The sequence below is a fragment of the Acinetobacter sp. YH12236 genome (assembly GCF_013417645.1).
In the GTDB taxonomy this organism is placed as follows: domain Bacteria; phylum Pseudomonadota; class Gammaproteobacteria; order Pseudomonadales; family Moraxellaceae; genus Acinetobacter.
In genome coordinates this window covers 81,808-96,144 of sequence record NZ_VPDM01000011.1, presented here as the reverse complement: position 1 = coordinate 96,144, position 14,337 = coordinate 81,808, and the positions used below count along the sequence as shown (strand labels likewise).

The window sequence follows — 14,337 nt, the reverse complement described above, 5'->3', positions numbered from 1 at the left end:
CAGATAAAGGCTATCAGGGGATTTATGTGTTGTATCCGAATAGCCTGTTGCCATTAAAAGCCAAAAGACACTGTAAATTGGATCCTGAATTGAAAATCTATAATCAAGAAATCAATAAAAGAAGAATTGGAATTGAGCATGTATTTGGCAGCCTGAAAACCTTCAAAATCCTTGCTGAGCGTTATCGAAATAGAGGTAAAAGGCTTGGTTTGAGATTCAATTTAATCGCTGGAATCTACAACTTGGAACTGAGCAAAAAATGATTTATGAAAGAGGTCTATTAATAATTTGAAAAAGTTAGTGGAGAAATAATGGTAAAATTCAATGTATTTATTTTGTATTTATTTGTTTTATTGTGTAAGTTTATAAAGTGTGTTTAAAAGATAAAAAAATCATAAAATTATTTTATATTTGAATGATTTTTGTAATTATTTTAAAGCTCAATTTTGTTGAAAATATTTACATAGTGAAACAAAACCGAGCTGATATTTTTTTAATTAAGTCAATTAATTTAAAGTTTTAAGCTGCTGCGAACCAATCCAGTGTTTAGAGAACTGATAGGCTGCGCGACCTGAGCGTTGGCCACGCGCTTGACACCAGCGTAATGCTTCAGCACGGGCTTCAGCTGTCAGTTGCATATTTGCCTTTTTCAGATAATGCTCGACAATTTCCAGATACAGGTTTTGATCCATCGGGTAGAACGACAGCCATAAACCAAAACGATCCGACAGTGAAATTTTCTCTTCAATTGCTTCCTGTGGATGCAATTCGGTATATTGCGGTACATCCACTTTGGTTACTGGCGTATTTTCATGCATGAATTCCGGTAATAAATGACGACGATTACTGGTCGCATAAATCACAAAATTACTTGAACCGGACTGTAATGAACCATCTAGCACACTTTTCAGACTGCGATAGTTTTCATCTTCCGCATTGAAGGCCAGGTCATCACAATAGACGATAAACTTTTCCGGACGACCGGCGATCAGTTGCTGAATTTGTGGAAGATCTGACAAATCATCGCGTTCAATTTCGATCAGGCGTAGACCCTGATCTGCATATTCAGTCAACAAGGCACGCACAATCGAAGATTTGCCTGTACCGCGAGAGCCAGTCAGTAAGACATCATTGGCAGGTAATCCTTTTAGAAACTGCAAAGTATTCTGAATGACTTTTTCTTTTTGTCGCTCAATACCTTTTAAATCTGCCAGTTCAATCTGTTTGAGCTGGTGAATGGGTTTGAGTTCTCCTGCCTGCCATTTATAGGCATAAGCAGAAAAATCAGGACTTTGTTTTAATTCAGGCAGACTTTGCTGGAGCTGGAGAAGGACAGTAGAAAGAGCATTTAAGATATTGTCAGGTAAATCAATTTTCGCCATGATTTGAGCAGTACTTTTAAAATTATGGCTAGAATACTATCACTGTAAAATTCACAGTCAAAGTCTGGAAAGTGTGATAATTTGCTTAAAGTGGTGAATTTTCGTTATTGTAGTACAAAGAAAATAGATGCCTGTTTTTTGTTCATGGCTGCAGGATGTCTGAAAATTACAATATAGGGAAGAGGGCAGATGCTGTTTAAAGATTTTACTCAGGATATCAATCCACATCAGGCCTATCGTATCAAAAAGCTGAAGCAGCAATTGCAACAGGCTGAAACTTACGAAGAATGGAAATATATTGCCTTAAAGATCGATGAAGAATCTGGGGCACAAGAATGGAAACTGGATAATAGTTCACCGTATTTTGATGCTGAAGTGATTGCGCATCGACTGGGGAAATTAAGACGTTATCGTCAGCAGAAACGTACTCGTGACCTGATGTATATCCTGCGTGAAGGGCTAAGTTACGATATTGCCAATATCGCCCATCCTTTATTGTTTACCGTCACTTATGTGGGCACTAAAAAAATTATTGAGGATTATGTAGAAGAAGTCAGTCTGGGCTTGGCTTATATTGCTTCTGCACAATGTACCTGTCTGACTCTTGAAGAGAAAATTGAATATTTTGAGCACTGCCAACGTGCTTATGGTCAGCCAGCCTTAATGTTCTCGGGCGGTGCCACACTCGGTTTATTTCATACCGGTGTATGTAAGGCGCTAATGGAACAGGATTTGTTACCTCGAGTGATGTCGGGTTCCAGTGCTGGTGCAATTATGACCGCGATGTTGGGCGTCTCCAAACCCGCGCAGTATGTAGATATTTTAAAAGGCCATAACTTTTTCCATGAAGCTTTTCATTTCCGTACCATGAGTGAATTAATGAAGGGTAATGGTGGTCTGGCGGATGTTAAATACCTGAAAAAATTCCTGATTGAAAACTTGGGAGATATGACCTTTGAAGAAGCATTAAAAACTTCGGGTCTGCATATCAATATTGCGGTTGCTCCTTATGATGCCGCGCAGGATGCCCGGATCATGAATGCCTATACCTCTCCAGATGTACTGGTCTGGAGTGCGGTGCTGGCATCTTGTGCCGTGCCGATTCTGTTCCCGCCTGTACGTCTCACCAGTAAACGCCACGATGGTCAATATACGCCTTATATGGGCGCAACACGCTGGGTAGATGGTAGTGTCCGTAGTGATTTCCCGCAGGAGAAAATGGCACGGCTATACAATATCAATTACACCATTGCCAGTCAGGCCAATCCGCACATTGTGCCTTTTATGCAGGATGATATTTCACGCTTCCGTAAAGGGACTTTAAGCTGGCCGAAACGCATTGTACGCCGTCAGAGTGTGGTATTTACCAAGGGCATTATGGATTTTGCCCGTGAGCATGCGGGCAGTTTGCCGCCAGTCCGTCGTTTGCTGGATCATGGTTATGGCGTGGTGGATCAACGCTATTATGGTGATGTCAATATCGTGGGTAAATATAGCCTGCGTCATTATAGTTATATGCTGCAAAATCCTCGTCCGCATTTGTTCAAGGTATTGCAGCGTGAAGGTGAGCGGGCGACCTGGCCTAAAATCTCCCTGATCGAAACTCAGGAGCGGGTAGGTAAAACTATTCAGCATTGTCTGGAACTGTTAAATTACCAGCATGCACCAGATGCCAAGCAGGAATATATTGTTACTTAACCCCGCCAAACTGCATCAGCTTGATTTTCAGCTTAAGACCAAAGCCCGAAGTCTGGGTTTTGGTCGCCGTCTTTATTATCTAGAAGTTAATTCTGAGACCGGGTCAGCATTGTGGTTGAAAACCCAGAATCTGGATTCAATCGCTATTTCTCAGTATGCCCAAACTGGCTTAAGTCATGAGCTGGATTTTTATGAAGCTTATGGTGAGCAAGAAGGGCGGACTTTCATGCTTCCGCATCAAATTGTTCGAAAGCCTTTTCAGATTGGAAATGAATCTTTCAACCAGGCTTTGATCTTGCCTAATGCGCCAGCACATTTTGATATATGTCCTAAGCTATTCTCGATTCAAGTAATTCGTCAGCATATTCTACGAGCATTAGAACCGTTGATAAGTTTACAAGAACTCGGTTATCTGCATGCTGATCTCAAACGAGAGCATTTTGTTATTTATCAGAATCGGGTCTGTTTGATTGATTTTGAGCAAGTTCAGTCAATCAATTCTTTAAACCAAGCGATGAATGCAACACCTCGCTTTATGGCACCTGAATTGTTCCAGGGGCAAGTCAAGTCGCTACAGAGTGAAGTTTATGCGCTGGGTATCATTTTTTATGAGTGGCTTACAGGGCAACGCTTAGAAGCGACAGATTATCAAGATTGGGCATTATTGCATTGTCAGCGTTTTAACCCTGAGCTACCTACGCAATATCAAGCTTTGCAAAGCCTAATACAAAATATGCTTCGAAAGCATTCACAGGATAGATTGTCTGATTTCAAAGCCGTAAAACAGGCCTTACTTACTGAAATTGCATGAGAAAAATACAATAAATTGTATATTGTTTTTTATTTAATCAAACGAGTGGTTTTTTCTTAAAAAGAGCTTGTCAGGTGAAATTGATCCCTATAGTATACACAGCCATCGGGGACGTGGCGAAATTGGTAGACGCACTGGATTTAGGTTCCAGCGCCGCGAGGTGTGAGAGTTCGAGTCTCTCCGTCCCCACCAATTTACTTAAGAGATTGAGTAAAATGGCCGAGTAGAGGATTGGTGTAATGGTAGCATGACGGTCTCCAAAACCGTTCGTCAAGGTTCGAATCCTTGATCCTCTGCCAAAGTTTGAAAAAAGTCCAACACTAAGTTGGTACCCTGATGGGGACGTGGCGAAATTGGTAGACGCACTGGATTTAGGTTCCAGCGCCGCGAGGTGTGAGAGTTCGAGTCTCTCCGTCCCCACCATCAAAAGAGACAAGGTTGATGCCTTGTTTTTTTTTGCCTGAAATTTAAGGTTAAGCCATCTTTCAATTCCATTCTTATTATTCGCTTACTTTCGATGAGTAGATTTTAAATACTCAAACTAAGTATTAATGAAGAAGAGAAGAGGGAAGTCTTTTAAAATACTCAATCAATTGGCTAATCCAGATAACATTAAAATTAATATTCAACACCCTTTCAAATAATTTGATTCTTGGAATGAGAGGATTGAAATTAAGCGGTTTCATTAGAAATAAGCCAGTATTTAATCATCATAGAATTAACTGATTAATTTTTGATATAAAAACACTGAGTTGATCATAGAATCGCTTGTCAACCGGATGCGATCGCTATAATATACACAGCCACGGGGATATGGCGGAATTGGTAGACGCACTGTGTTCAGGTCGCAGCGCCTTCTGGGCGTGAGAGTTCGAGTCTCTCTATCCCCACCATATATGAAGAAACAAGGTTGATGCCTTGTTTTTTTTTTGCCTGAATTTTAGTGCGATATTTTTCTTGGCTTGGCTTTTTATTCTTTGTATTGAATTAATTTATTGTTTAAACAACATGCTCGATCAAGATAAGTGAGGTTCTAGAGGTCTGATCTGCTGAGACTGAGCTAGACAAGCTTAGAGATTAAGTTCAAAGCAGTAGCAAAGAAACCTCATAAGGCCGAGTTTTCTTGTTAAATCTTATAAAAAATAAAAAAACTGCATTAACTGTTTAATTTATAGCGGAATAGGCAGTGATTGCTTGTAAAATCACTTGTCAATGACCTGCTATCTCTATAATATACACAGCCATCGGGGACGTGGCGAAATTGGTAGACGCACTGGATTTAGGTTCCAGCGCCGCGAGGTGTGAGAGTTCGAGTCTCTCCGTCCCCACCAATTTACTTAAGAGATTAAGTAAAATGGCCGAGTAGAGGATTGGTGTAATGGTAGCATGACGGTCTCCAAAACCGTTCGTCAAGGTTCGAATCCTTGATCCTCTGCCAAAGTTTGAAAAAAAGTCCAACACTAAGTTGGTACCCTGATGGGGACGTGGCGAAATTGGTAGACGCACTGGATTTAGGTTCCAGCGCCGCGAGGTGTGAGAGTTCGAGTCTCTCCGTCCCCACCATCAAAAGAGACAAGGTTGATGCCTTGTTTTTTTTTGCCTGAAATTTTTTAAATGAAAAAAAGCCCATCGAAATGGGCTGATTATAGGAATAAGAGAATTTTACTCAAATAAAAGGGTAAATCATGAGTGCATTGATTAATTAAATTTAAGCTTTCAGATGATCTTCAAACTCCTCACCCAGCTGCATGGCCAATGCATTACCTGAAAGATCGCAGGTCACCAGACCATATTCTTTTTTAAAACTGAAACTAAAACCACGATTGTCTGCCAGGGTGCGAACCGAATACCCCAATTTTTCTAACCAAAGTCTAAATGCGAGAACGTTTTTTGCTTTAACCACTTTTTTCACGAGATAACTCCTTCATCAGTTAAATCATAGATAAGGGTGAGAATTTTCGTTTTAAAGGGCAAATACCCTTATTTAAATTAATTTAATTGAATTTGCGGATTTAATGAACAAGATAATATAGACGAAATATAGGGTTTTTAATCTAAGTCTATGTTTTTTATTATTTTCAAGATGTTGTAACTAAATATTTTAATTTTAAGCCTAAATAATTTTTTGAATAGTTATTAATATTCAAATATTTAAATCAATAATTGTTTATTTGTTATTCATTTTAAATTAGGAATTAGCGTGGTTTAAGGTTTTAGAGTTTGAGTAAGGCTTAAAAATATACAATCCAGTAAAGTCTCAGAGTATTCAGGTCATGGTTTTAGGCTCAACCCTTTATACTGGCATTGATGTAATTTAAATAAGATTGATGATGACTGAATTAAATATTGAGCAGTACGTCAAACAGCAAATTGAACTTATGCAGCAGCAAGGGCAGGAGCCTGTAGCTGTGATGCTGGGCCATGAAGACTGGCTGGATTTTTCAGTGCAGTCCAAGGTGGCGTATACGCCATTTGGCAGTGCGCGCCGTTATCAACCTGCTTTGGGTGGATTATTGCTGGTCAGGATTGATGAAATGAATGCGGTACGAGTGGTCACCCAGCAAGAACTGGATGACTATGCTCAGAAGCATCAGCTACTCTAAGCAGCTATAAGTTTAAAACGAGTCTTTTATCACGCGTAAACGTTGAAACTCTTCGACACTGTCTGCGCGTAAAAAAGGATTGGTTTCCAGTTCTGCTGCAATCGTACTGGGTAAGGTGCATTGTCCTAGCATGCGCATACGCTCAACCTGTTCGAAACGCTCCAGAATTGCTGGATTATCTGGTTCTACATGTTTGGCAAACTGTGCATTCGACAGCGTGTATTCATGCGTGCAATAAACCTGAGTACGTGGCGGTAAGGCAGCCAGGCGAGCCAGAGAGTGATACATCTGCTGATAAGTGCCTTCAAATACCCGTCCACAGCCCATGGCAAACAGGGTATCGCCACAGAACAGTACATCAATGGCATCCAGGAAATACACAATATGGCCTAGGGTATGACCCGGTACGGCAATAATCTGTACCTCAACACCATGAAAACTGAACTGGTCGTCATGTTCAAGTGGATGGTTAATAAACGGAATTTTTTCCAGCTCAGCTTTTGGGCCATATACCGGTAATGATTGCTTTTGAATTAAATCCGGAACGCCCCCGATATGGTCTTTATGCCAGTGGGTGAGCCAGATCTGACTCAGCTCAAGCCCATATTCGGCGCAGTAATTCTGAACTAACGCAGCTTCAGTGGGATCAATGACCACGACCTGATGCGTCGGTGTATGTTCAAGTAACCAGATATAATTTTGTAATGAGTTTTTGACATCAATACAGTGGATTTTAAACGGCATCATAAGACATCAGACCAAACAGATATTATGGATAAAGTAGCATAAATTCAGGCAGTCTGACTGTGGTCAAGGTCGCCTGTTTGCAAGAATTTTTTATATGATTTGTTTAAAAAGATCAGTTATTTATTCTGCATCTTTTACTGCGACAGCTTCGCCAATGGTATAGAAGTGACCACCGGCGACATGATGAATACTTTTCCATTCTTCGCTGACTTCATGATAGAACCAGTGCCCATCACGGAACACCCGATCATCGGCATAAGCGGCAATGACCTTACCAATAAACAGGTCATGGGCTTGCTGGTTATGTGGCTCGGGAATCAGCTCACATAAAATCCAGGCGGCACAACCTTCTACAACTGGGATCTCTTGATCTGCGAATTTGAATAACTGCACACCAGACTGCTCCAGTTTGTTTGGGGCATTGTACAGACTCAATGTTCCCAGGCTATAGACCATTTCCAGCTGTTTGAGGGTTGGAATCTGCAGGGCAAAGTAGCCAGAATTTTCAATTATTTTTCGGGTCTTGGTGCTTTTATCCAGCACTACAGTGACTTTTGCTGGACTAAATTCGAGTGCACATGCCCAGGCAGCGGCCATGACATCAGTGTCTTGTCCATCATTGGCAGACACTAACACGGTGGGACCATGTGTGATCAGGCGATAGGCTTTTTCTAAAGGTACAGTTTGAATATGTGAATTGTTCATAAAGAACCTTAATGAGTGAAAAGGGAGAAAAATAAATCATCTGATCCACAGCATATAAAATTCCCCTTCTGGAAAAAAGCTTTTAAACTAAACACCTACATACAGGAGTAAAGAAAATGAAAATGTACCAGGTGGATGCTTTTACGACGTCTCTATTTAAGGGAAATCCTGCTGCAGTCATCGTGCAGGATGCTTGGCTGGATGATCACCTGATGCAGAATATTGCCCTGGAAAATAATCTGTCTGAGACCGCTTTTGTCAAAGTGCTGGATGCAGAAAATTATGAAATTCGCTGGTTTACGCCGACCAAGGAAGTGGATTTCTGTGGACATGCCACATTGGCCAGCAGCTTTGTATTATTCAAGGATTTTAGCTCTGCAAAAACCATTTATTTTCATGTCAAAGATCTGGGCATTTTTACAGTATGCCAGGATGAAGATGGCAAAATCCGGATGAATTTCCCGATCCGTCAGCCTGAACTCATCACAGATTATCCGGAAGCTTTAAGACAGGCCCTGACGAAACCTTTTAAAAACGTTTATCTGAATACGCAAGGTTATATTATTGAATATGAATCAGTGCAGGATGTATTAGAAGAGCAGCCAAATATTGAATTGCTGAAGCAGCTGAATGGAAAAAGAACCGCGATTACAGCAGCGGGTCCATTACTGGATGTCGCGATTACCGCTGGTGATACGCAATATGATTGCATATCACGTTATTTTGCACCGAGTAACGGGATTAATGAAGATCCGGTAACGGGTTCAATTCATACCGGGATTGCACCGATCTGGGCGGAGAAATTAAATAAAACTGAACTGGTGGCTTATCAGGCCTCTCAGCGTGGCGGTGTATTGTATTGCGCATTAAAAGAACAAGGCCGCATTGAGATTTCAGGTTATGCCAAACTGTTTATGCTGGCCGAACTTTATATTTAGCTAGCATACTCAATAAAATACCGTGAAATTGCGCGGTATTTTATTTGGCATCTCATAAAATAGACTATTCATAATAAAGACTTTTCTCTAAGATCAGAGTGACTGTAAATAAAAATTCACACTTAAAAATTTGGATGAACAATGCAAATACGCTTTAAACGTTTAAGCTTGGCAATTTTATTATCTGGCTGGACAGCGGCCAGTTTTGCACAGCCGATATTGGTGAAAACAGAACAGAATATCGAAGAATATCGACTGGAAAATGGCTTAAGAATTATTCTTGCGCCCAACGTGAAAGAAAATAAAGTGTTTATGAATACGGTTTATCTGACCGGTTCACTGAATGATCCTCAGGGCAAAGGGGGCCTGGCGCATCTGCTTGAACATCTGGCGTTTAAAGGCACAGAAAATGTGAAGGGAGATGAGTTTCAGCGCCGTCTGGATCAATATACCTTAATGACCAATGCCAGTACTGACTATTACTCAACCAAATATACCAATGTGATTCGTCCTGAGCAGACTGCAGTCAATGAAGTGATTTTCCTTGAAGCAGAACGCATGGACAAGCTGGTCCTGCAAGAAAAGTATGTACCGACTGAAATTGATATCGTGAAACGTGAGCGTGAAATCCGTCTGGATCAGCCATTTTCCGTACTGATGGATCAGGTGTTTAAATCAGCTTATGGCAATCAGTATCTGGGACGCTTACCGATTGGCGATTTGAACGAACTGCAATCGATCAAGATGCAGGAGCTGAACCAGTTTTATCGTCACTGGTATGCACCGAATAATGCCCTCATGATTATTTCAGGCAAATTTAATAAAGCAGAAGTGCTGAAGCAGATTGATACCCATTTCAGTCCGATCCAGTCCCGCAAAGTGCCTGAAGCGGTTAAAGTGCCTGCGCTAAAACCTGAACAGATCAAACAGCGTGAATTTACCGTGCAAAAGGGTAGTGATCTGGCCAAATTTAATATTTATCTGAACCAGTCAGAAGAAAGTATTAAAATCACATTGGCCATGTCTCCAATTTTATATACCTTGCAACCTAGCGGACACCTGTATCAGAGTCTGGTCGAGACGGGTAAAACTACTACGGTGCAGTCTATGACCTGGCTGGATAAAGATTTTAATCTGGTGTTTATGGGTGCTATCTATGCACCAAACCATCAAGTCAAGCAGGTTGAGCAGGGTTTGATTCAGGGTGTAGAGCAGAGCCAGCCATTTAACGAAACCGAATTAAACCGGGCTAAAAGTCTGACCCGAAACCAGGCGGACAATGTTAAAAACAGCGCAACCGCTTTAGGTTCGCGTTTGAGTGAATATGTAGTGGCTTATTCAGGTGACTGGAGCCAGTATTTCAAAGATCTGCAAGCCATAGAAAAGCTGGATGTCAATCAGATCAATCAGGTGTATAAGGCATTCTTTAAGCCAGAATATCGTATTTCTGGCAATATCTTGCCGACACCAGAAGATCAGAAAAAAGCACAGGAGTTGCCCCAGACTGAAGTGCCGGCTCAAACTCTGGATCAGCAGGCTGAAGCAGCAGAACCGCTGAAAAATGTCAGTGTCTATCAGGCAGAAGTAAAGCAGTATGTGGCGCAGTCCAAGCAATATTTACAGGCCAAGGACAAACAGATTCAACGGGGCAAACTGAAGAATGGCATTAAATACGCTTTATTCCCGACCCAGACTCAGGATGACAAAGTTTATGCCACCATTGCGCTTAATTTCGGCACGGCACAAAGTTTGTTCAATAAAGGCGAGATTCTGGATCTGACAGCTTACTTATTGCTGCGTTCTTCTGAAACCCAGAGCTTGCAACAGATTGCCGATAAAATTATTGAGTCCGGTGGTTCAGCCACGGCCAGTTCCTCTGAAAATGGCATGAGCATTCAGATCAGTGCCAAAAAAGAGAAGTTTGAGGAATTTTTCCAGTATGTGCTGGATGTGCTCAATAAACCGGCCTTTGAGCAGAGCCAGTTTGACCTGATTAAAGGACAAAGCCTATCTGCGTTAGACCGTCCTTATACTGAGCCCAATATGGTGGCCGGCCTGACCATGTCTCGCGCGACCGAGATTTATCAGCCGGGTGACCTTCGCTATCATTTTGAACCTGAACTGGCAAAAAAACAGATTCAGGCTGCTACTCGTGAACAGGTCGTAGCGTTATATCAGCAGTTCTTTAATACGCATCATGCCCAGATCGCAGTGACAGGGGAATTTAATCCGAAGTCCGTGAGCAAAGTCCTCAAAAATAACTTTGCGAGCTGGAAAGCGAAGCAGCCTTATGAGCGCTTAAGTGGTCAATATACGGTTTATCCAGCACAGAAAATCCATGCGTTGTCTGAACAGCGCGAGTTCGGTCATTATCAGGCTGTCATGACATTCCCTGTCGGTGCAGAACATGTAGATTTACCAGCCATGCTGGTCTTCCGGCATATTCTGGGGGATTCTCAGTTGTCTTCACGTTTAGCACAGGAGCTGCGTGAGAAAAATGCGCTGGTTTATGGCTTCAGTGCCAATGCTCAGTATGATGAATGGATTGATTCAGGCGCATTAGGTATTCAGGCAAATTATACGCCTGGCCGATCAGCACAGGTGTCACAAGCGGTGCATAAGGTATTGAATGAGCTTCTGGCCAAAGGGGTAACCGAGCAGGAAGTTGAAGCAGCGAAAGCCACGATTTTGAAACAGCGCGTCACTGCACTAGAAGATGATCGCCGTATTCACAGCATGCTGATTCCACAACTGGAAAAAGATCGTAATCTGATCTATCGGGAGAAACGTGATCAGGCGATTGCCAAGCTGACCAAAGCAGATGTCGATGCCGTTATCAAAAAATATGTTAAACCGGATCAACTGGTCGAAGTCATGGCGGATCAGTATGGGAAAGAAGTGAAATAAACTCCATAATTTTTTATACGCCTATGACGGTATCTTTTCATTTTCCATAAGTGTTTAGATATCTATAGGGCTACTTTTGTTTCGGCAAAAGTAGCCAAAACCATTTGTCATCCGCAAAACTCGTCCACCACCTTCACGAAATAAATTTATTGTAGAAACAATCCTCTTATGATGTAGTCCTACCTCAACCAGTTACGGATGACGTTTCCACGTATCTATAGGCGATAAAAGCGTTTGGCATTCTCATAAAAAACCGGCTTTACAGCATGTTCGTCATAGCTCTGCACAATATCGCTAAAGGCATCAATGATGGTGACCAGATCTGTGCTGACACGATCCATCGGGAAATTAGAAGCAAACATGATGCGATCTTTAGCGAAGCATTGTAGGGCATGCTGGATCAATGGAGCCGCGAGCTGAATCAGTTCATCTTTTTTTGCCAGTTTTCGCTCTAAATGAAAACGATGACCGAGTACAGGCATAAACAGACCGGAAATTTTGCTATACACATTTGGGCATTTTGCCAGTTCAGCCAGGTCTTCTTTCCAGGTCTGAAAAATATAGTCTCGCTGCTGTGCTGTTTGTCCTGTTGCTTTACCGACTTTCCCAAAGATGCCGGCAGGTGTGCCCAAGTGATCCAGCACAATCGGCGTTTCAGGAAATGTTTTGGCCAGATGGGCCACATCAGAAATTTGGGTAGAATAAACCCAGGCATCAAAACTTAAATTGGCTTTGGCTAATTCCTCAAATCCTTTCAGAAATTTCTTATTGCAGTATAAATGCGGTTCATCGGTCCAGGCATGAATGCCTTTATCGGCATGGAACGATGCCATTTTACGAATACCACGTAATTTAGGCGAAACTTCCTGATGTAATTGCAGCAGCTGTTTAAAGTTTTTTTGACGAAGATCAGCTGTAGCCACAATGCCGCCTAGCTGAATATTCTGTTCAGCAAAAGGCAGCCCGGCAATAAACCTGGTTTCATTAACCACGCCAGTACCTTTATGCTCATGCCAGCTTGCTTCTATATGAACAATCTGTTCCACCTGATAATGACCGATGTCACGTTTATAATTTTCAGGTAGGTAAGGCGCGGTCAGATGTTCGGTCAGACCAATGGTATCGATCACCGCTTTGGGCTTGATCAGTCGCACCATTTTGTTCAGCAGTTTGGGATGTTTGCCAAATAATTTTACGGCTGAGGCTGCGGCATGCGGTGTGGTATAAGGGTCCCATTGATGAATATGCGGATCTATAATCGGAAAGGGCAGTTGTTGCATGATATTTTTGGTCATCGTTTAATTTTTATTCATTTTTTATAGGATGAATCCAGTATTAAAGTCAAATTTAAAATCAAAGATTTAAAAAAAGCCCCGTAGGGCTTTCATTAATGATCGTGGTCGTGTTGATGCTTGTTGGCATGAAACTCTTCATTACGACGGAAACGTAAATAGTTCTCAAACTGCTCACAGTATTCATCGTAGTTATCTTCCAGCATCATCTGAAATTGCTGCAAGATATAAGACATGACCTGATCTTTAGCGTCGCGCATCTCGTTGCCATCTTTGAAATTGTTGGCAGCGACCCAGGTATTAAAGCGGGCAGTACCAAACAGCATTGCAGCGCTGACTTGACCACGTTTTTCTGCCGGGTTTTCCTGAGAGCCTTTTTCTACACGGCTAAATTCGTTGGCCTGTTTAATAAATTCATCAGCACGTTCAAAGAATGCAGCATTTAACGCTTCTTCTTCGGTTACATCGGTTGCTTCAATCTTTTGAACCATGAATTTTTCCTGATAATAAAATCTTAATCACTAATTATAGGCAAAGCCTTGCAGAAACTAAACCTTTGCCTTAATCTAAAAATAGCCTAAGCAATAAAAATGTAAATCTCATGCAAGATGCAATTGCTGTACAGAGTCTGAAAAGTGATATTGCCTTATTACGCCAGAATATCTGGCCACCAGCAAATCTGGCCAATGTGGAAGGATTGCCAATTTATTATGGCACCAAGTCGCAGGTCGAAGAATATTACAAGCAATGGCTGGGTCTGATTGAAAGGGCACAAGACCTGTTTCAGCCTTTTATGGAAGATGAAGTTCTGGATGCGATTCATTTGCCAAGCCATTTGAATCTGCCTTTATTCTATTTTCATGTGGACCGCATCCGGATTAATAAAACCCGTGCCAAAGAATCCAAAACTTTTCGTGGCATTGCCAGCCTGATTGAAAAATGTGGGCAATTTGAACCGGAACAGATTCAGGCCATGCAACGCTGGCTAGACAGTGATGAGACAGCGGCACTTGTGGCACATCGTGAATTTGTAGATCTGCGTACTTATGTATTCCAGCATGGTCAAAGTGAATACACCCGGACTCGGTTCTATGTGAATGGCATCGTCCTCAGTGTCGAACCACATTTTGAACTGGTCGATGCCCGTGATAAGCCGCGTAAGCAGCGCAGCGATAGTTATAGCGATCCGCTGGCTGATAACAATACCTGGAAAGTATATGGCAAATATCGCTAGAGCGATTTTGTCTATTTATC

Annotated in this window: 13 protein-coding genes and 7 tRNA genes; 14 read left to right on the top strand and 6 right to left on the bottom strand. The window is 41.8% G+C overall.

Annotation, left to right across the window (positions count from 1 at the left end; genetic code table 11):
- A partial coding sequence (locus FTV14_RS06965) for a transposase family protein (protein ID WP_180053619.1) occupies positions 1–263 on the top strand: 263 nt, incomplete at its 5' end.
- A 243-nt stretch (positions 264–506) separates the two neighbouring features.
- On the opposite strand, the gene FTV14_RS06960 is transcribed toward FTV14_RS06965, so the two are convergent.
- Positions 507–1,382 carry an ATP-binding protein gene (locus FTV14_RS06960; protein WP_180053618.1) on the bottom strand — a complete coding sequence of 292 codons (876 nt, stop codon included), beginning with the start codon at positions 1,380–1,382 and terminating at the stop codon, positions 507–509.
- Positions 1,383–1,571: 189 nt separating this feature from the next.
- Between FTV14_RS06960 and FTV14_RS06955 the strand changes: the two genes are divergently transcribed.
- From FTV14_RS06955 to FTV14_RS06915, 9 genes are all read left to right on the top strand, one after another.
- Positions 1,572–3,080 carry a DUF3336 domain-containing protein gene (locus FTV14_RS06955; RefSeq protein WP_180053617.1) on the top strand — a complete coding sequence of 503 codons (1,509 nt, stop codon included), beginning with the start codon at positions 1,572–1,574 and terminating at the stop codon, positions 3,078–3,080.
- Complete coding sequence (locus FTV14_RS06950) at positions 3,070–3,891, top strand: protein kinase (protein WP_257219763.1); 822 nt, start codon at positions 3,070–3,072, stop codon at positions 3,889–3,891. Before FTV14_RS06955 ends, FTV14_RS06950 begins: the two co-directional genes overlap by 11 nt.
- A 107-nt stretch (positions 3,892–3,998) precedes the next feature.
- Positions 3,999–4,083, top strand: a tRNA-Leu gene (locus FTV14_RS06945).
- 33 nt (positions 4,084–4,116) lie between these two features.
- Positions 4,117–4,190 (top strand) — tRNA-Trp (locus FTV14_RS06940).
- Between the two features lie 39 nt (positions 4,191–4,229).
- Positions 4,230–4,314: transfer RNA gene (locus tag FTV14_RS06935), tRNA-Leu, on the top strand.
- Positions 4,315–4,698: 384 nt separating this feature from the next.
- Positions 4,699–4,784, top strand: a tRNA-Leu gene (locus FTV14_RS06930).
- Positions 4,785–5,137: 353 nt separating this feature from the next.
- Positions 5,138–5,222 (top strand) — tRNA-Leu (locus FTV14_RS06925).
- Positions 5,223–5,255: 33 nt separating this feature from the next.
- Positions 5,256–5,329: transfer RNA gene (locus FTV14_RS06920), tRNA-Trp, on the top strand.
- Between the two features lie 40 nt (positions 5,330–5,369).
- A tRNA-Leu gene (locus FTV14_RS06915) sits at positions 5,370–5,454 on the top strand.
- A gap of 145 nt (positions 5,455–5,599) precedes the next feature.
- Here the strand turns inward: FTV14_RS06915 and FTV14_RS06910 are convergent.
- Positions 5,600–5,803: a hypothetical protein gene (locus FTV14_RS06910; protein ID WP_004786362.1), complete on the bottom strand. Its 204-nt coding sequence runs from the start codon at positions 5,801–5,803 to the stop codon at positions 5,600–5,602.
- A 418-nt stretch (positions 5,804–6,221) separates the two neighbouring features.
- Here FTV14_RS06910 and FTV14_RS06905 point away from each other — a divergent pair, with 418 nt between their 5' ends.
- Positions 6,222–6,494: a hypothetical protein gene (locus tag FTV14_RS06905; protein ID WP_004786360.1), complete on the top strand. Its 273-nt coding sequence runs from the start codon at positions 6,222–6,224 to the stop codon at positions 6,492–6,494.
- Between the two features lie 12 nt (positions 6,495–6,506).
- Here the strand turns inward: FTV14_RS06905 and gloB are convergent, their stop codons facing one another.
- Both gloB and FTV14_RS06895 read right to left on the bottom strand, forming a co-directional pair.
- Positions 6,507–7,241: a hydroxyacylglutathione hydrolase gene (gloB, locus tag FTV14_RS06900; protein ID WP_180053615.1), complete on the bottom strand. Its 735-nt coding sequence runs from the start codon at positions 7,239–7,241 to the stop codon at positions 6,507–6,509.
- A gap of 120 nt (positions 7,242–7,361) precedes the next feature.
- The gene (locus FTV14_RS06895) at positions 7,362–7,946 is read right to left on the bottom strand and encodes a flavin reductase family protein (RefSeq protein ID WP_180053614.1); all 585 of its coding nucleotides are present in this window, start codon (positions 7,944–7,946) and stop codon (positions 7,362–7,364) included.
- 116 nt (positions 7,947–8,062) lie between these two features.
- Here FTV14_RS06895 and FTV14_RS06890 point away from each other — a divergent pair, with 116 nt between their 5' ends.
- Both FTV14_RS06890 and FTV14_RS06885 read left to right on the top strand, forming a co-directional pair.
- Entirely contained in the window at positions 8,063–8,884 is an 822-nt protein-coding gene (locus tag FTV14_RS06890; RefSeq protein ID WP_125279550.1) for a PhzF family phenazine biosynthesis protein, read from the top strand.
- A 141-nt stretch (positions 8,885–9,025) separates the two neighbouring features.
- Complete coding sequence (locus FTV14_RS06885; RefSeq protein WP_180053613.1) at positions 9,026–11,791, top strand: pitrilysin family protein; 2,766 nt, start codon at positions 9,026–9,028, stop codon at positions 11,789–11,791.
- A gap of 215 nt (positions 11,792–12,006) precedes the next feature.
- Here the strand turns inward: FTV14_RS06885 and FTV14_RS06880 are convergent, their stop codons facing one another.
- Together FTV14_RS06880 and FTV14_RS06875 are read right to left on the bottom strand one after the other, a co-directional pair.
- A complete protein-coding gene (locus tag FTV14_RS06880; protein ID WP_034590228.1) occupies positions 12,007–13,071 on the bottom strand; it encodes an amidohydrolase in 1,065 nt (354 codons plus the stop codon).
- Positions 13,072–13,178: 107 nt separating this feature from the next.
- A complete protein-coding gene (locus FTV14_RS06875; protein ID WP_004786347.1) occupies positions 13,179–13,574 on the bottom strand; it encodes a DUF3144 domain-containing protein in 396 nt (131 codons plus the stop codon).
- A gap of 110 nt (positions 13,575–13,684) precedes the next feature.
- Between FTV14_RS06875 and FTV14_RS06870 the strand changes: the two genes are divergently transcribed.
- A complete protein-coding gene (locus FTV14_RS06870) occupies positions 13,685–14,317 on the top strand; it encodes a hypothetical protein (protein ID WP_004786345.1) in 633 nt (210 codons plus the stop codon).
- The last annotated feature ends 20 nt before the right edge of the window (positions 14,318–14,337 follow it).